Below are 18,390 nucleotides of genomic sequence, written 5' to 3'. Positions count from 1 at the left end.
AACCAGGAACTGAACCAGGAACTGAACCAGGAACTGAACCAGGAACTGAACCAGGAACTGAACCAGCTAAACCAAAAGTAAAACTTCCTAAAGAGTTAGATGATGCTAAAGACATATTAAACTCACTATTGTTATCTAATGAGGGAAATGTAAATACAGCTATAGTTACAACTATAAGCTTAGCTTTGGAAAATGATGATGTAGTTATAAGAGATGAAAGCATAAAAGTTTTAACTAATTTAGTCAGAGAAGTTAAAAAGAATAAACCTAATGTGTATAAACCGACAAAAACATTTAATATCGAAACAAAAAGAGCGATAAATAAAGATATGATGCTTAATCCAACTAAAAATAGCCCTATGGTAACAGCTAATGCTATGAAGTACTTAGATGGAACAAAGCTTGCTTCAAATTCTGATGATTTAAGATATTTAATTGATTTAATAGATAGAGAAATTTACAAAAATTCATTTAATATTTCAGCTATTGGGGCAAAAAATAATGAATCTGGCCACAGCCACAGTCTTGCAGGTGGAGTTGTAAGCTTTAACAAAATGTTTGATTCAACTCTTGTTGGTGGATACTTCTCATATGCTAAAGCAGATAGCAACAACGATGTAAGTTTAAAATCAGATCTTTATGAAGTAGGTGCTTATGCTAGACAATATCTTGATAATAATGAGTTTGATTTATCTATAGGTTATGGTTTAGGAAATAATAAAGCTGATTATAATCTAAAACTATTAGCTACAAATTTAAACTATAAAGCTAAATTTGATTCTAGTTACTTAACAATAGGCACAGCTTATGGGTATAAATTTAATGTAAATGATAATTTTAGCATTAAACCATTTATAGGGCTTGATTATTTTGACTATACACAAGATAGTTTTACAGCTTCAACAAATCATAAAGATGTTGGAAATTTAACACAAACATTTGATAAATCTAAATTTAAAAATTTACAGGCAAATTTAGGTTTAGAAATGCTTTATAACAATAAAAATATCACTCTTTATGCAAGACCTTATATCGCAAGAGATATTTATCAAAGAAATAATGGTATGAGATCATATTTTGGATCAAGCAATTACTACTTTATGCTAAATGAAGAAGCAAAGAAAAGAACAAGTTTTGTATTTGACTTTGGTATCCAAACAGAAATATCTAGAAATTTATTTATAAACATAGGTGGTGGTATCTATCTTAATAAAGATGATAAAATTTATAACGGACAAATCGGCTTTACATACAGATTTTAATATCCGTTATTAAATTTAATTAATTAGAGATTTGGATAATTTTTCCAAATCTCTTAAAATTCTAAAATCTCAATTAAAACATCAAAAATTTTCTAAACATTACAATTTTATTAAAATTTAAATCCATTTATCATATAATGAGCTTTTATTTAACTTTAAAGGAAAATTATGCTTAGCAATCCCGTATTTTCTAGCATTATTTTAATGTTTATTTTATGTATATTAAGATGCAATGTTATGCTTTCTATCCTTATTTCAGCGATGGTTGCAGGACTTATGGCTCATATTATGCCAAGTGGAGAGGCATACACTTTTATGAAAAGTATGAATTACACCTTAGATGTCTTTATGGATGGTATGAAAGGCAATCTCCAAACCGCACTATCATACGTTTTACTTGGAGTTTTAGCTGCAGCTATCTCTTTTACAAATTTAACTACGATTTTAATCAATAAAATTTCAAAATTTATAACAAAAAGTAAGTTTTATTTTATATTTGTAATTGCTTTTATCGCCTGTTTTTCACAAAATTTAATTCCTGTTCATATCGCTTTTATTCCGATTTTAATACCACCACTTTTAAGTGTGATGAATAAGATGAAAATTGACAGACGCGCCGTAGCTTGTGCTTTAACTTTTGGTCTTCAAGCTCCATATATTTCACTTCCAGTTGGATTTGGACTTTTGTTTTTTACAATTTTACAAAAAGAGATGGCAAATAACGGCTTAAATGTTGAAATTTCACAAATTGCAAGTGTTATGTGGATGGCGGCAATTCCGATGATCGTAGGGCTTGTTTTAGCTGTAATTACTTTCAAAAAACCAAGAGAATACAAAGATATTGAAAACAATACGCCTAAAAATCTAGATGAGATAAAAATGGGCTTAAAAGAGTGGGGCGCATTAGCTGGAATAGTTGTAGCCTTTATTATTCAAATTTGCTTTGGCTCTCTTCCTCTTGGTGCACTTCTTGGAATTATTACCATGATAGTTTTTGGTGGGATAAAATATAAAGATATGGACAAAACTTTTGATAAAGGTATCCATATAATGGGATTTATCGCCTTTGTTATGCTTGTAGCTGCAGGTTATGGCGCAATTTTAAGAGAAACAGGTGGTATTCCTGATCTTGTTAATGCAGCTGCCTCTTTAGCTGGTGGAAAGCTTGGCGGAGCAGCTTTAATGCTAGTTATTGGACTATTTATTACAATAGGCATTGGAAGTAGTTTTGGAACTATTCCAATAATTACAGCGATTTACTATCCACTCGCACTTGAGCTTGGATTTAGCACATCAGCTATAATTATTCTAATAGGCATTGCAGCTGCAGTAGGGGATGCTGGAAGTCCTGCAAGCGATAGCACACTTGGACCAACAAGTGGTTTAAATTTCGACGGACAACACAATCACATTTATGATACTTGTATTCCGACTTTTATATTTTTTAACATTCCTTTGATTTTATTTGGCATACTATTTGCTGTAATTTTATAAAAAGGAAAAAAATGGAAGTAAAACTACTAAATTTCACTCCACTTTGGGTCTGCTCAAATGCCATAAGAACTTGTTGGCAAAGCTTTGATAAAGGGGATAATGGAGGCGAGATAGACAAAGAGCTAATCAACAGAGTTGGGAATAAATTTAAACATGCCTCAACGCTTGAACATCTACATTATAATTTTTATATAAAAGGAATCTCAAGAGCACTTTTACAAGAATTAGCACGTCATAGAATGGCAAGTTTGAGTGTTAAATCCACTAGATACACCCTAAAAGAACTTAAAAAAGAAAATGAGTTTAAAATAGGGGATTTTAAAAATGCGTCTCGCTATATAGTTTTAACTAAAAATGAGATGGTTGATAATTATAGCATTCAAGCTCTTGAAAATATCCGTCAAATTTTAAATAAAATAAACACTCTAGACATCGCTAAATACGCACTTCCAGAATGTTATAAAACTGAGCTTACTTGGAGTATAAATGCAAGAAGCCTTCAAAATTTTTTACATCTTAGAACTTCAAAATCAGCTCTGTGGGAGATAAGAAACCTAGCTTATGAAATTTATAATTCTCTTCCAGATGAACATAAATTTATATTCAAAGAGTCTGTTTATAAGGATGAAAAATGAGAGTTTTCATATTTTTACTAGTAAGTTTTTTCATATCTTTTGCAAATGAAATTTTAGATGAAAATTCACTTTCACCACAAGAGCAAAAATATCTGAAATTTGATCAAAACTGTACTAAAGGTGATTCTTGGTCATGTTCTGAAATAGGAATGACACACTACAAACAAGGCGAGTTAATTCAAGCTTATACTTATTTTGATAAAGCTTGTAAAATTGAGTTTGGAGTAGGGTGTGAATTAAAAGCTTTTGTTTTAACAATTTATGAAAGTTATGATGAAGCTTTTGATATTTTTAAAAAAGCTTGTGATAATAATAGTTCATATAGTTGTTTAAATTTAGCAAAACTTTATGATGATGGGCATGGAGTAGATAAAAACACCTCAAAAGCTACTGAGCTTTATTTAAAAGCTTGTAAATTAGGCGATCATGGTGCTTGTAATATGTTAAATTTAAGATAAAAATTTAAAATTTTTAAAATTAAGAGTAAAATTATCTTTTTTTAATTATAATAACGGATATTATTTTCAAAAAGGATAAAAATGAAAAAATTATTTTTAGCTTCAATCATGGCTTCAAACTCACTTTTTGCAGGAACTTGCAGCGATAACTTTAAGTTTGATTTTACTTTTTATGGCTCACCAAAAAAAGAGTATGTCGTCACAAAAAACACATTTGATAGTTTTAAGGCAAATTTTCCAGATGAAAAACTAAATGATGCAACACTTGAAATCGACACTCTTACTATAAATACAAGCGCTGATATGAATAACATGGGTAAAGTTTGGCCAGCAGCGATGGCAAAAGTAAGAAACAATAATACAATTAATCATTTTTTTAAAAAATTTGAAAACGACCCAACAAAGATAACTGCAAAAGTTATAGAAGTAAGTGATAGTGAGATTAAAATAGAATTTACAATAAACGGCGTTGCAAAAGAAATTCCATTTTCTTATGAAGTTGATGATGAAACTCTAAAAGCAACAGGAAAACTTGAAATACTAGACTTTAACACAAACGCAGCGTGGGAACAACTAAAAAGAATAGCTGAAAAAGCCTATCACCACGGTAAATCTTGGAGCCAAATAGATCTAAATTTCAGCCTTCCAGCAAGTTGTAAGTAAATTAAATAAAAGAGCCAAATTTATGGCTCTTTTAGAGTTTATATTTATTTTCCAGTTCTTCCTCTTTTTGTCAAAGGAGTATTTTTTTTACAAAGTTCACATTCATCTGCTTTATAAGTTGAAACATTTAAATTTAAAAGTGCTTTTGATTTTACACCATCAAAAATAAGTTCTTTTCCACTTCTATTTACAAGCATCACAATACCTATGATATTACCACCAAAGCTCTTAACCACCTCAACGACTTCTTTTATAGATCCACCAGTTGTTACAATATCTTCAACTATTAAAACTCTTTGGTTTTTTTGAATTTCAAAACCCCTTTTTAAGGTCATTTTGCCATTTTCTCTTTCACAAAAAATAGCCTCAGTATTTAAAGCTTTTCCAACTTCATGAGCTAGTAAAATTCCACCTGTCATTGGACCAATAACCAACTCAACATTATCATTTATATATCTTTTTGCCATTTCTTTACATAAAATTTCTGTAAATTTAGGATGTTTTAAAACACTAAATTTTTCTATATAAGTATCACTATGAAGTCCAGAAGTAAGTAAAAAATGCCCGTGTAAAATTGCACCTGTTTTTATAAAAATATCTTTTATTTCAGATTCACTCATTAAATTTTTATCTAAATTTCCCATCTTAAATCTCCATTTCTTTTAAAATTTCTTCTAAAGCTTTTAATCTATCATTTGCCAAAGTTAATGCTCTTCCAATAACCAAATGTGTTGATCCATTTTTAATAGCTTCACTTGGCGAAGCTATGCGGTTTTGATCATTTATATTTGCAAAATTTGGACGAATGCCAGGAGTTATTATTAAAAAATTTTCTCCTAAATTTTGTTTTATTAAATTCGCCTCCAAAACAGAGGCTACAACACCATCAAGCCCAGCTTTTTTAGTCAGTTTTGCTAAATTTAATACTTGATTTTTTACATCATATTTATATCCAATTTTTTCATAATCTTCATCACCAATACTCGTTAAAATTGTTACTGCAATTAATTTTGGAGTAATTAAATTTTTTTTATAACAAAACTCTTTTAAACTCTCATTTGCAAATTTCATCATACTAAATCCACCACTTGCGTGAACATTTAAAATATCTACATTTAAATTAGCTAAAGAAATAAGCCCTTTTGAGACAGTATTTGGGATATCATGAAGTTTTAAATCTAAAAAAACTTTTTTATTTTCATTTTTTAAATACTCAATTGCTCTTTTTCCTTCACTATAAAAAAGTTCCATTCCAACTTTATAAAAATCAACTTTTTTATCAAATTCTTTTACTATGTTTTTAACATCATCTAAATTTTGCATATCCAAAGCCACAATTAATTCACTCATTTTTTCTCCGTTTTTTTTAAAAATTAATACAATTTATTTTTAAATTTTATATTATTTGCATGAGTTAAAGCAACAGCAATAGCATCAGTTATATCAAGTGGCTTTATCTCTTTTTTAATTCCAAGTATTTTTTTAACCATAAAAGCAACTTGTTCTTTTGCTGCTTTTGCCTTTCCAGTAACACTTTTTTTTACTTGCAAAGGTGTATATTCGTAAAATTCTCCATGAAGTTGTAAAATTCTAAGGCTTATCGCTCCGCGAAATTGAGCAAGTTTTAAAACAGTTTTTGGATTATAAGCAAAGAAAATATCTTCCATTGCAACTTCATTAATTTCATGATTTTTAAAAACTAAATCAAGCCCTTCGCAAAGTTCAGTTATTTGATAATTTAAAGTTGATGGTTTTATCTTAATTAATCCAGCTTCTATTAAATTTACATTCACGCCATTTTTTTCCACTATTGCATATCCACAATTTCTAGTTCCTGGATCAATTCCTAAAATTTTCAATCACATCCTTTTCAACACTTGTTCACACGCTATTCACATAGTGAAAATTGTATTTTTTATATCAAATTTAACCCTTTTTTTATTAAAATTTGGTAAAATATTACTTATAAAATTTAAAAAGGATAAATTTGTTTTTTTTACAAAATGAAGTTTTTAACGAACTCCAAAAATATATTTTACCAAATGAGTTTAATAAATACATAAAAAATTTAACTATTAATGAAAAAAATTCAAAACCTGACTTTGTTGTTTTTAACACTACAAACGAGTTTATTGCCAAATTTATCCAAACAAAATATGCCTCAAAAATAGAAGAAATTATCTTAGAAAAAACAGGAATAAAACCAAAAATTTTAATAACTTCCAAAAAAGATAATGTCCAAAAAGAAAAAAATATAAAAAATAGTGTAAAAAATGAAAAAAAATTATCAAGTACAATTTTAATAGAATCATATAAATTTGATAATTTTATAGTTGGTGAATCAAACCGTTTTGCTTATACTTGTTCAAAATTTGTAGCTCAAAATCCAGGAGCTGATTATAATCCGTTATTTATTTATGGACCAAGTGGGCTTGGAAAAACACATCTTTTACAATCAATTGGAAATTATTGTATTGAAAATGGTAAAGTTGTTATTTGTATAACAAGCGAACAATTTAAAAATGATTTTACTTTTCATATAAGAAATTCCTCTATGGATAAATTTAGACAAAAATATAGAAAACCTGATGTTTTATTAGTAGATGATATTCAGTTTTTAGGAAATACTGATAAAATTCAAGAAGAATTTTTTAATACTTTTAATGAGCTTAAACAAGCTGGTGGGCAAATCGTTATGATAAGCGATAAACCACCAAAATTTTTAAAAGGTTTTGAAGAAAGATTAATAAGTAGATTTATAAGTGGAATTATTGCTGATGTTGCACCACCTGAACTTGAAACTAAAATAGAAATTATTAGAAAAAAAAGCCAAGATAACAAAATAATCTTAGATAACAAAATAATAGAATATATCGCAACAAATATGGGTGATAACATCCGTGAAATTGAAAGTGCAATTAATAAACTAAATGCCTTTTCTACTTTAATGAGAACTGAAATAACACTTGATTTTACTAAAAATGTTTTACAAGATCAAATAAGAGAAAATAAAGAAAATATAAATTTAGAAGATGTTATAAAAACTCTATCAAAAGAGCTAAATATAAAACCAAGCGATATAAAAAGTAAAAGCAGGAAAAAAAATATTGTTGAAGCAAGAAGAATAGGAATATTTTTATCTAAAAAATTAACACTAAACTCAATGCCTGCAATTGCCGGATTTTTTGGATTAAAAGATCACAGCGCAGTTAGTCATAATATAAAAAAAATAAATGAACTTATAGAAAGTGATGAGTTTTTAAAAATTCGCGTTGAAGAACTTGAAAATAAAATTTTAAAAGGAAAAAATAGTGAATGAATGTGAAAAAAATCAAATTTTATTTTTAAATAAAAATACGATAAAATCAAACTTTAAAGTAGATATTCACATAAGTTGTAATCCTACTACGGCTGCTACTAAATTCAAAAAATAAAAAGGAAAAAATATGAAAATAGTAATTCAAAAAAACTTACTTAACAATGCATTAATAAATCTTGTAGCTTTTACTGAAAAAAAAGATGCTTCTGCAGTTACTTCAAATATCTTAATTACTGCAAAAGAAAATATTTTAAATTTAAAAGCAACTGATTTTGAAATAGGACTTTGTATTAATATAAAAGAAGTAAATATCCAAGTTGATGGAATTTCATGTGTAAATGGAAATCTTTTATTAAATATTTTAAAAGGCTTAAAAGATGGAGAAATCATACTTGAAATTATGAATAATTTTTTATTTATAAGACAAAATAGATCAAAATTTAAACTTCCTTTAAGTAATCCTGAAAATTTCCCAAGCTTTGAAGATATTGATAATAAAAAAAGTTTTAATATAAACTCATTAAATTTTGCAAGAAGTTTAAAAAAGATTTTTCCAACAATTGATGTAAATAATCCTCAATATTCACTAAATGGAGCTTTAATAGATATAAAAGAAAACTATATAAATTTAGTAGGAACAGATACTAAAAGACTTGGTTTGTATAAAATAAACTTAAATCAAAATTTAGAAAACAATCAAATAATAATACCTAAAAAAGCTATTAATGAAATTCAAAAACTTTTCTTTGAAGATGTTAAAATTTATTATGATGAAAATATTTTAATAGCTAAAAATGAAAATTTTGAGTTTTTTACAAAATTAATTAATAAAAAATTTCCTAATTATGAAAAAGTCATTCCAACTGATTTTTCACAAAGTATCATGCTTCCAAGAGATAAATTTTTAGAAGGTATGAAAACAATAGGAATAATTTGTGATAAAATGCAAATCACAATAAAACCTAATTCAATTTTATTTGAAAGTATTAGTGAAAATAACTCCGAAGCAAAAACAGAAATTGACTTTGAAAATAATTTAAGTGAAGATATTATTTTAAGAGTTACAAATAAATTTATTTTTGATTTTTTAAATAACATTGAAGAAACAGAATTTAAACTAGATTATAAATCAACAGGATCGGCATTTGTATTAAGCTCAAATGAGTTTATAAGTGTTATAATGCCTACAATTATATAAAAAAAGGAAAAATAATAGATGTTTGAACATTACGATGCAGGTAATATAAAAGTTTTAAAAGGTCTTGAAGCAGTTAGAAAAAGACCTGGAATGTATATAGGAGATACAAATATTGGTGGTCTTCATCACTTAATTTATGAAGTTGTTGATAACTCAATTGATGAAGCAATGGCTGGTTTTTGTGATGATATAGAAGTTGAAATAACAAATGAAGGTTCAGTTATCATAAGTGATAATGGTAGAGGAATTCCTGTTGATATTCATCCAACTGAAAAAATCCCAGCAGCAACTGTTGTTTTAACAGTTTTACACGCAGGTGGTAAATTTGATAAAGATAGTTATAAAGTAAGTGGTGGTCTTCATGGCGTTGGAATAAGTGTTGTAAATGCACTATCAAAAAAACTTATTTTAACAATTAAAAAAGATGGAAATGTTTATAGGCAAGAGTTTGCAAAAGGTATTCCAACTACAAATTTAGAAATTATAAAAACAACAAATAGAACTGGAACAACAATTGAGTTTTGGCCTGATGAAACTATTTTTGAAACAACAAATTTTGAAAAAAAGATTTTAATGACAAGATTTAAAGAACTTGCTTATTTAAATCCAAAAATTGTTATAAATTTAAAAGATCAAAGAGATGGATCAAAAGAGAAATTTCATTTTGAGGGTGGGCTTGATCAATTTGTAAATGATTTAAATAAAAAAGATGTTGTTGCAAAAAGTGTATTTTTTAGTGAAAGTGTAGAGGATTTAGAGATTGATTTTGCACTTTTATATAATACAAGTTATGAAGAAAAATTATTTTCATTTGTAAATAATATAAAAACTCCAGAAGGTGGAACTCATGAAGCTGGTTTTAGAGGAGGTTTAACAAGAGCTATTACGACCTATATAACTGAAAATGCATCTGCAAGAGAAAAAGATATGAAAATTTTAGGTGAAGATGTAAGAGAGGGTTTAATAGCTATAATTAGTGTTAAAGTTCCTGAGCCACAGTTTGAGGGTCAAACAAAAGGAAAACTTGGATCAAGTTATGTAAGACCGCTTGTTCAAAAAATGGTTTTTGAAAATTTAGCCAAATATTTTGAAGAAAATCCAAACGAAGCAAAAGCAATAATGGCAAAAGCTTTAATGGCTGCAAGAGGAAGAGAAGCTGCAAAAAGAGCTAGAGATTTAACTAGAAAAAAAGATAATTTTAGTGTTGGAACACTACCTGGAAAATTAGCAGATTGTCAAAGTAAAGATCCTGAAATAAGTGAAATTTACTTAGTTGAGGGAGATAGTGCTGGTGGATCTGCAAAACAAGGAAGAGATAGAGTTTTTCAAGCTATTTTGCCTCTTCGTGGTAAAATTTTAAATGTTGAAAAAGCTAGAATTGAAAGAATTTTAAGTTCAGAAGAAATTAAAAATATGATAACTGCTTTTGGTTGCGGAATAGGCGAAGAATTTGATATAGAAAAACTAAGGTATCATAAAATTATTGTTATGACTGATGCTGATGTTGATGGAAGTCATATCCAAACTCTGCTTTTGACATTTTTCTTTAGATTTTTAAAACCTTTAGTTGAAGGTGGATATATCTATTTAGCTCAACCACCACTTTTTAGATATAAAAAAGGTAAAAAAGAAATTTATTTAAAGGATGAAAAAGCCTTAAATGAGTTTTTGATAGAAACAGGAATTGAGGGTGTAAATTTTGAAGGAATTGGAAATAAAGATTTAATTAGTTATTTAAAACTTGTTGCTAGATATAGGAGTTTATTAAATGAACTTCAAAAAAGATATAGCGTTATAACCGCTATTAGATATATGATTGAAAATGAAGATTTAGCTGGTTATGAAAACGACAAAATTTATGAAATCTTAAAAAAATATCTTGAATCAAAAGGCTATAATATTTTAAATGCTTATGTTAATGAAAAAAGTGTTCAAATTTATGTTCAAACTGAAAGTGGTTTGGAAGAAATAGTTATAGATGATAATTTGTTTGAAAATTATATTTTTGAAGAAGCTATTTATGTTTATAGACAAATTAGTCAAAGAGAATTTGATTTTGGAAGAGATTTTATTGAAGTACTTGATGAAATAGAAATAAATGCTAAAAAAGGTGCTTATATACAAAGATATAAAGGTTTAGGTGAGATGAACCCAGAACAACTTTGGGAAACAACAATGAGCCCTGAAAATAGAAATTTACTCCAAATTAAAATAGAAGATGCACAAAGTGCTAGTGATACATTTAATCTTTTTATGGGTGATGAAGTTGAACCAAGAAGAGAATATATTCAAAATCACGCAAAAGATGTTAAGAATTTGGATATTTAATGACAAGATTATTTAGTGAAGAAAAAGAGAGATCAAAAAGGTTTGTGCTATCTTTAAAGATAGCATTTCCACTTGTTTTAGTTCTAATCATTCTAATTTTTTTGATGTTTTCAGAAAATAATTATGATTGGAAAGATACTATTTTATTTGTAATTTTAATAGTTTGTTATGTTTATTATGTAGTTTATTTTATTTATTTTGCTTTTCAAAATACGACTTTAGACCAAGTTTCAAATGTTTTTAACCGAAAAGAAATTTTAAAATTAATCTCAAAAGAGTTAAGAAAAGATAGTCAAAAAAATATAGCTTTAGTAAATATAAATAATATCCAAGATATAAATTTTAGATATGGTTATAAAAATGGAGATAAACTTCTTAAAGAATTTGTGCTTGAACTTGCTGATTTTTTTAAAAAAAATGGTTTTAAAGATATTCCTATTGGAAGACATAGTGGTGGAAATTTTTTATTTGTAATTGATTGTAAAACTCCACAATTAAATTATTATTTAAAAACTTTTGAGAGAAAATTATCAAATCAAGGCATAAACAATATAGAAGTAAAAATCAAATTTGCAACCGTTGAAACAAATTATGATAAAGCTTGGGAAAATGTTATAAATTATTTGTTTTCAAAAATTTTATATTCTCAAAATGAAGAAGAAATTGAAGTTATAAAACTTGATGCACTTGATGAGTTTGTATGTCATGCTATAGATAATTCTAAATTTGAGTTAAAAGCTCAAACTATAAAATCTATGAAAAATGATAAAGATATCATAAATTTAAGCATTAATTTAGTTTTAAAAGATGTAGGAAATGTAACAAAGCTTAAAGTTATGGAAATAGCTACAAGAAATAACTATGAAATAAAATATGATTTAAAAGTTATTGAATTTATAGCAAATAATTTTAATTTTAAAAAATTTAATAGTAAAGTTATGATTGAAATTTCACCAGTTAGTTTAAGAAATGCCGACTTTAAAAACGAAATTCACAGACTTATTACAAATAAAATAATAGATCCAAGTAAAATAATTTTTGAAATTTATGAAAAAGATAGTTATAACGAAATGCTTAGATTTAGCGAAATTATTGAACAATTTAGAGAGTATGGCTTTGAAATAGCTATGAATCAATTTTTAGGAAATAATGCAAGTTTTGAGTATTTTAAATATTTAAATTTTGGTTATTTAATTTATGATTTAGAAGTAAATAAGAGATTTAATGAAGAGAGAATGAGAAATATTTTTGATATGATAAATGAAAATGCTTCTAAATTTAATCTCAAAACTATAATAAGATTTGTAGATAAAAACTCTTTTTATGAAAAATTAAAAGAGACAAAGATTGATTATATACAAGGATTTTGTATAGATAAACCAAAAGTTGTAAGTTAATAAAAGGAAAAAAATGCGTTATGGTGAAAAAATTTTAAATGAGTTTGATCCAGAAAAAGATCTTGAAATTTGGCCAAATAAACATAAAAAAGATTATATTATAAAGATAACTTTACCTGAGTTTACATGCCTTTGTCCAAGGAGTGGTTATCCAGATTTTGCAACGATTTATTTAGAATATATTCCAAATGAGTGGGTTGTTGAGCTAAAAGCAATTAAACTTTATATAAACTCATTTATGAACAAAAACATAAGCCATGAAGATAGTATAAATGAAATTTATGACCTACTTGATAGAAAATTAAAGCCAAAATGGATGAAAATAGTTGGGGATTTTAACCCAAGAGGCAATGTCCATACAGTTATTGAGATTGATTCAAATTTGGTAAAAAAGCAGTGATAAAAGCAAGTTTAATAGAACATATTTTCAAAGCAGCCTCTATTTCAAGGTGGAATGACTATCCTAAAATGGTAAATTTAGTAGAGCTTGATAAACAAGCTCATAAATTTATAATCGCCTATTTTATAGCTAAATTTGAAGATGATGTGGATATGAATTATATCATCGAGGGTGGGATATTTGATTTTTTACTTAGAGTTATGGTTACAGATATTCGCCCAGATGTTTTTCATCAGATTCAAAAAACAAAATCAAAAAAGATAAATGAGTGGGTAATAAACAACTATGAAAATGAGTTAAAAGCTATTGAAGATGGCAAATTTTATGAAAGATTTAAAAATTACCTTCTTAAAAAAGATAGCTCTTATCAAAAAGAGCGAGTTATTTTAAAAGCAGCCTCCTATCTTGCGACAAAATGGGAATTTAACATTGTCTATCAAACAAGCCAATTTTTAAGTGATATTGAAGAGCTTAAAAACTCAGTCGATGCCGAGCTTGAAGATTATTATGAATTAACAGGTGTTAGAAAAATTATAATGAATAAAAAGCTCTCTCGTATTGTTGATTTGAGTGGGCGTCTTAGATTTCAAAAGCGTTGGGCACAAACTCCTAGAATTCCTGAGACTTCAGTTTTAGGACATATGTTGGTTGTTGCAATTTTAGGATATTTTTACTCACTTAAAATTAAATCTTGTAAAAAAAGAGTTGAGTTTAACTTTTTTTGTGCTTTGTTTCATGATTTACCAGAAAGTTTAACAAGAGATATAATAAGCCCCGTAAAATATGGTATTAAGGGTTTAAATGAGATACTAAATGAATATGAAATGCGCCTAATTGATGATAAAATTTTACCTTTTGTTCCAGAGGTTGTAAAAGATGAGTTTAGCTATATTTTAGGCATTAGAAAAAGCGGAGAAAAATTTATAAAAGATGAGTTTGAAGATAGGATTTTTAAAACAGCTCCAAAAGCTTTGCCAAAAAATTTTAAAGAGATAAATTTAGACGAATATAGAACAATTGATGGAAAAGCTTTAAAGTATTGCGATAAATTAGCAGCATTTTTTGAAGCAGGAATTTCTATAAGTTATGGTGTAAAAAGTAAAGAGCTAATAGGTGGATTTGAGTCAAGTCTTAAATTTTTTAAAGAAAATCCGCTAAATGATGAAGTTGATTTCTATGAAATTTGCAAGGATTTTATGAAATTTTTTGATTTAAAAGACCCCTTCTCAGATGGCTGCGGCACATACCAAGCTTAGATGTTCTGCTGTATTCCTACCCTGAAACGGTGCCTAAAAATGACATTGCACAGGTCTAAGAAGAGGCAAGTTGAAATTATAGCAAAAAAATTCTTAAAAAAGGTTTATATGAATTTTAAAATAAATTTTTTATCATTTTTTAGAGGTCTATTTTTAAGATCTGCTTCGATTGAATTTAGAGCAAAGATTTTTGCTTCAATGCTTTTAGCTAAAAAAAAGATTGAAGATAAAGATTATGAGTTTTTAAAAACAATTATTGAAGAAATTTATGCTAAAAATTCAATAAGAGTAAATATATTACTCTCTGTAATAAAAGAATATGTTTCAATGGTAAAAAACTATAAAAGCTATACGCTAGATACTATTTTAAGGGATATTGATAGGGATTTAAAACTTCAACCAAGATATGTAAAAAAGATAAATTTTGAACATTTAAGACGCATTATTTCATCTTCAGATGAAGATGATGCTTTAATACAGCAAAGAATTTATGAGTTTTTACTTAGTGAAGTTGAAATTTACTCAAAAAATTAGTTTAATTTTTTTATAAAAATTTTTTTATATAATACATTTTAATTTAAATTTGGAGAAACAGATTGAAAGATATTAGAAATATAGCTGTAATTGCGCACGTTGATCACGGCAAAACTACAATGGTAGATCAGCTTTTAAAACAATCAGGTACATTTGATGCCCACAAAGAAGTTGGCGATAGAGTCATGGATAGTGGCGATATTGAAAGAGAAAGAGGCATTACGATTTTAAGTAAAAATACCGCCATTATTTATAAAGATACAAAGATAAATATCATTGATACTCCAGGACACGCCGATTTTGGTGGAGAGGTTGAGCGAGTTTTAAAGATGGTTGATGGAGTTTTGCTTTTAGTTGATGCACAAGAAGGTGTTATGCCACAGACTAAATTTGTTGTTAAAAAGGCACTTTCTTTTGGTCTTAAACCAATTGTTGTTATTAATAAAATCGACAAACCAGCAGCCGATCCAGATAGAGTAATAAATGAAATATTTGACCTTTTTGTAGCTCTTGATGCAAATGATGAACAACTAGAGTTTGTTACAGTTTATGCAGCTGCAAGAGATGGTTATGCAAAGTTAAATTTAGATGATGAAAACAAAGATATGACACCACTTTTTGAGACAATTTTAGCAAATGTTCCAAAGCCAAGTGGAAGTGATGACAATCCTTTACAACTTCAAGTTTTTACTCTTGATTATGACAACTATGTCGGTAAAATCGGTATTGCAAGGATATTTAACGGTAAAATTAGCAAAAATCAAAATGTTATGCAAGTAAGAGCTGATGGCACAAAACTAACAGGTAGAATTTCAAAACTAATTGGCTTTTTAGGACTTAATAGACTAGATATTGATGAAGCAAGCTGTGGTGATATCGTAGCAATTGCTGGATTTGAAGCTTTGGGAGTTGGAGATAGTATAGTTGATCCAAACAATCCAATGCCACTTGAAGAACTTCATATCGAAGAGCCAACAATTAGCGTAATTTTTAGTGTAAATGACGGACCACTTGCTGGAACTGAGGGCAAAAGTGTAACTTCAAATAAAATAGAAGAGAGACTTCAAAACGAGATGAAAACAAACATCGCTATGCGTTATGAAAACATTGGCGAGGGTAAATTTAGAGTTAGTGGAAGAGGCGAGTTACAGATTACAATTTTAGCTGAAAGTATGAGAAGAGAGGGATTTGAATTTTTACTAGGTCGCCCTGAGGTTATTGTAAAAGAGATAAATGGTGTTAAATGTGAGCCTTTTGAAAATTTAGTTATTGATTGTCCTGATGAATTTACTGGTATTATTATCGAAAAACTTGGTAAAAAAAGAGCTGAGATGAAAGTTATGAGTCCAACAGGTGATGGACAAACAAGATTAGAGTTTGAAATTCCAGCTCGTGGATTGATTGGATTTAGAAGTCAGTTTTTAACAGATACCAAGGGTGAGGGTATAATGAACCATAGCTTTTTAGAGTTTCGCCCACTTTGTGGAAGTGTTGAAAGACGGGTAAATGGAGCTTTGGTAAGTATGGAAAATGGTGTTGCACTAGCTTATAGTTTGTGGAATTTACAAGAAAGAGGAGTTTTATTTATTGAACCTCAAGCCAAAGTTTATACAGGAATGATAATTGGCGAACACAGCCGTCCAAATGACCTTGATGTAAATCCTATAAAAGGTAAGAATTTAACCAACGTTAGAGCAAGTGGAAGTGATGATGCTATAAAACTAGTCCCACCAAGAATTCTAACACTTGAAAGAGCGCTGGAATGGATAGAAGAAGATGAACTTGTTGAAGTAACTCCTAAAAATATCCGTGTTAGAAAACGCTATTTAGATCCAACTATTAGAAAAAGAATGGCTAAAAAATTAGGTTAAATTTCATTTTTAAAAACTTAGTCCAAAACAGTGGGCTAAGTTTATTGTATTTTTATATGTAATAAAGTGAATTTTTTGTAAAATATATTAAATTTTACAAAGGATTTATGATGAATGGGACTTTGATATTTGTAGCGATTTTAGTTGTTTTACTTTTTTGGTTAATTAGTGTTTATAACGACTTGATAGCCAAAAGAAATCAAGTTAAAAATATCCGCGCAGGTGTATTTACTCAGCTTAAAAAAAGATATGATCTTATACCAAATTTAGTTTCAACTGTAAAAGAGTATTTAACACATGAAAGAGAAGTTTTAACTAAGGTTACTGAACTTAGAAGTAGGGCGATAAACTCACATGATAACAAAGAAACTTTTGATCTGAATTCTCAAATTTCAAAACTTTTAGGAAATATTCAAGTTGCGATTGAAGCTTATCCAGATTTAAAAGCAAATGAAAATGTTATGCATTTACAAGCTACTTTAATTGAGATTGAAGAGCAAATTTCAGCTGCAAGAAGAGCATACAACTCAAGTGTAATGGTTTATAATAACACAATTGAGATGTTTCCAAGTAATATCATCGCAAATTTCTTTAAATTTAAAAAAGATGCATTTTTTGAAATTGAAAAAGATGAACAAACAAGTCCAAATGTTAGTGAGCTTTTCAAAAAATAACAGTAAATGAATGATATAAAAAACCTTGAAAATAAGAGATTAGCCATTTTAAGCGACCTTAAAATGGTACTTTTGTTTTTAAGTGGTTTGGCTGTTTTAGCTTTTACCTATCTTTATTTTTCATCAGATGATTTTTTATTTTCACTTTTTATTCCTAGCTTTTGCGCTATTTTTTTGTATCAAACATATAGAAATTTTGCTGTAAAAAATTTTAATTACGAGTTTAAAAACAAACTTTTAAGAGAGATTATCACTAAAATTAGCCCAAATTTGAACTATTTTCCAAATGAATTTATAGATAAAAAAGAGTTTTACTATCCAAATATTTATAAAATTGCTGATTTATATAGTGGAAATGACTTGATAGAGGGTAAATTTAAAGGTGTAAATATAAAATTAAGTGATCTGTTTTTACAAGAGGAGATTATAACCTATGATGAAAAAGGAAATGAAACAGTTCGCTATGAAACTATATTTAAAGGGATATTTTTTATAGCCGATTTTAATAAAACTTTTACTTCTAAAACCTATGTTTTATCAAATAAAACTGCATTTTTAAAAAGATTTGGCAATAGAGCATATATGGATGATGTGGAGTTTGAAAAAAGTTTTAAAACATTTACAAATGATCAAATAAATGCAAGATATATTTTAACGCCAAATTTTATGGAAAGAGTTTTAAAAATTAAAAACTATTTTAAAAAAGAGCTTAATTTTGCCTTTTTGGATAGTAAAATTTATATTTATTTGGAGTTTAATTATGATAGTTTTGAGCCAAAACTTCATAACTCTTTAATCGGTAAAAATTCAATTTTAGAAATTTATGAAAAAGATATTTTAGAGATTTTAAATTTAGTACAGGAGCTAAATTTAAATAACAGAATTTGGACAAGAGGATAAA

At 27.6% G+C, this 18,390-nt stretch carries 18 protein-coding genes, 1 other RNA gene and 1 pseudogene; 16 read left to right on the top strand and 4 right to left on the bottom strand.

From position 1 onward, the window contains the following. The 5 genes from HMPREF9309_RS09020 to HMPREF9309_RS02245 form a co-directional block, all read left to right on the top strand. Positions 1-1,262, top strand: a 1,262-nt coding sequence (locus HMPREF9309_RS09020) for an autotransporter outer membrane beta-barrel domain-containing protein (RefSeq protein ID WP_016646308.1), incomplete at its 5' end; no start/stop codon positions are given. A 168-nt stretch (positions 1,263-1,430) separates the two neighbouring features. Continuing rightward, positions 1,431-2,756, top strand: a complete 1,326-nt coding sequence (locus HMPREF9309_RS02260; protein ID WP_016646307.1) for a Na+/H+ antiporter family protein — start codon at positions 1,431-1,433, stop codon at positions 2,754-2,756. Positions 2,757-2,767: 11 nt separating this feature from the next. Beyond that, entirely contained in the window at positions 2,768-3,391 is a 624-nt protein-coding gene (gene thyX / locus HMPREF9309_RS02255; RefSeq protein WP_016646306.1) for an FAD-dependent thymidylate synthase, read from the top strand. Continuing rightward, complete coding sequence (locus HMPREF9309_RS02250; protein ID WP_016646305.1) at positions 3,388-3,849, top strand: tetratricopeptide repeat protein; 462 nt, start codon at positions 3,388-3,390, stop codon at positions 3,847-3,849. The genes thyX and HMPREF9309_RS02250 overlap by 4 nt, the downstream gene beginning before the upstream one ends. Positions 3,850-3,930: 81 nt before the next feature. After that, the gene (locus HMPREF9309_RS02245; RefSeq protein WP_016646304.1) at positions 3,931-4,512 is read left to right on the top strand and encodes a YceI family protein; all 582 of its coding nucleotides are present in this window, start codon (positions 3,931-3,933) and stop codon (positions 4,510-4,512) included. Positions 4,513-4,556: 44 nt separating this feature from the next. On the opposite strand, the gene pyrE is transcribed toward HMPREF9309_RS02245, so the two are convergent. From pyrE to ruvC, 3 genes are read right to left on the bottom strand one after another with little or no spacing between them, the layout of a single operon-like run. Continuing rightward, positions 4,557-5,156, bottom strand: a complete 600-nt coding sequence (gene pyrE / locus HMPREF9309_RS02240; RefSeq protein ID WP_016646303.1) for an orotate phosphoribosyltransferase — start codon at positions 5,154-5,156, stop codon at positions 4,557-4,559. Position 5,157: 1 nt separating this feature from the next. Further along, positions 5,158-5,862, bottom strand: coding sequence for an orotidine-5'-phosphate decarboxylase (pyrF, locus tag HMPREF9309_RS02235; protein ID WP_016646302.1), 705 nt, complete (start codon positions 5,860-5,862; stop codon positions 5,158-5,160). 23 nt (positions 5,863-5,885) lie between these two features. Then, complete coding sequence (ruvC, locus tag HMPREF9309_RS02230; protein WP_016646301.1) at positions 5,886-6,371, bottom strand: crossover junction endodeoxyribonuclease RuvC; 486 nt, start codon at positions 6,369-6,371, stop codon at positions 5,886-5,888. A gap of 128 nt (positions 6,372-6,499) precedes the next feature. Here ruvC and dnaA point away from each other — a divergent pair, with 128 nt between their 5' ends. The 7 genes and pseudogenes from dnaA to HMPREF9309_RS02200 all read left to right on the top strand — a co-directional run. Then, positions 6,500-7,831 carry a chromosomal replication initiator protein DnaA gene (dnaA, locus tag HMPREF9309_RS02225; RefSeq protein WP_016646300.1) on the top strand — a complete coding sequence of 444 codons (1,332 nt, stop codon included), beginning with the start codon at positions 6,500-6,502 and terminating at the stop codon, positions 7,829-7,831. Continuing rightward, on the top strand, positions 7,824-7,946 hold the full coding sequence (locus HMPREF9309_RS09200) for a hypothetical protein (RefSeq protein ID WP_269208083.1): 123 nt from the start codon (positions 7,824-7,826) through the stop codon (positions 7,944-7,946). The genes dnaA and HMPREF9309_RS09200 overlap by 8 nt, the downstream gene beginning before the upstream one ends. Positions 7,947-7,958: 12 nt before the next feature. Next, a complete protein-coding gene (gene dnaN, locus HMPREF9309_RS02220; protein ID WP_016646299.1) occupies positions 7,959-9,029 on the top strand; it encodes a DNA polymerase III subunit beta in 1,071 nt (356 codons plus the stop codon). Positions 9,030-9,047: 18 nt separating this feature from the next. Beyond that, positions 9,048-11,357, top strand: coding sequence for a DNA topoisomerase (ATP-hydrolyzing) subunit B (gyrB, locus tag HMPREF9309_RS02215; protein ID WP_016646298.1), 2,310 nt, complete (start codon positions 9,048-9,050; stop codon positions 11,355-11,357). Then, the gene (locus HMPREF9309_RS02210; RefSeq protein ID WP_016646297.1) at positions 11,357-12,754 is read left to right on the top strand and encodes an EAL domain-containing protein; all 1,398 of its coding nucleotides are present in this window, start codon (positions 11,357-11,359) and stop codon (positions 12,752-12,754) included. The genes gyrB and HMPREF9309_RS02210 overlap by 1 nt, the downstream gene beginning before the upstream one ends. A 13-nt stretch (positions 12,755-12,767) precedes the next feature. After that, a complete protein-coding gene (gene queF, locus HMPREF9309_RS02205) occupies positions 12,768-13,154 on the top strand; it encodes a preQ(1) synthase (protein WP_016646296.1) in 387 nt (128 codons plus the stop codon). Further along, positions 13,151-14,368 (top strand): annotated as a pseudogene (locus HMPREF9309_RS02200) (HD domain-containing protein); the annotation flags it as partial. The gene queF and the pseudogene HMPREF9309_RS02200, both read left to right, overlap by 4 nt. A 6-nt stretch (positions 14,369-14,374) precedes the next feature. On the opposite strand, the gene ffs reads toward HMPREF9309_RS02200, so the two are convergent. Then, positions 14,375-14,472, bottom strand: an RNA gene (gene ffs / locus HMPREF9309_RS08820) — signal recognition particle sRNA small type. Between the two features lie 46 nt (positions 14,473-14,518). Here ffs and HMPREF9309_RS02195 point away from each other — a divergent pair. The 4 genes from HMPREF9309_RS02195 (at position 14,519) to HMPREF9309_RS02180 (ending at position 18,389) form a co-directional block, all read left to right on the top strand. Further along, positions 14,519-14,944 carry a hypothetical protein gene (locus tag HMPREF9309_RS02195; protein WP_016646294.1) on the top strand — a complete coding sequence of 142 codons (426 nt, stop codon included), beginning with the start codon at positions 14,519-14,521 and terminating at the stop codon, positions 14,942-14,944. A 62-nt stretch (positions 14,945-15,006) separates the two neighbouring features. Next, entirely contained in the window at positions 15,007-16,815 is a 1,809-nt protein-coding gene (gene typA, locus HMPREF9309_RS02190; RefSeq protein WP_016646293.1) for a translational GTPase TypA, read from the top strand. Positions 16,816-16,925: 110 nt separating this feature from the next. After that, the gene (locus tag HMPREF9309_RS02185) at positions 16,926-17,489 is read left to right on the top strand and encodes a LemA family protein (RefSeq protein WP_016646292.1); all 564 of its coding nucleotides are present in this window, start codon (positions 16,926-16,928) and stop codon (positions 17,487-17,489) included. 6 nt (positions 17,490-17,495) lie between these two features. Then, complete coding sequence (locus HMPREF9309_RS02180) at positions 17,496-18,389, top strand: DUF3137 domain-containing protein (protein ID WP_016646291.1); 894 nt, start codon at positions 17,496-17,498, stop codon at positions 18,387-18,389. Position 18,390: the final 1 nt, after the last annotated feature.

Source organism: Campylobacter ureolyticus ACS-301-V-Sch3b, assembly GCF_000413435.1.
GTDB classification, from domain to species: domain Bacteria; phylum Campylobacterota; class Campylobacteria; order Campylobacterales; family Campylobacteraceae; genus Campylobacter_B; species Campylobacter_B ureolyticus_A.
The sequence above is the reverse complement of the archived record's forward strand: the minus strand, read 5'-3'. Positions and strand labels throughout refer to the sequence as shown.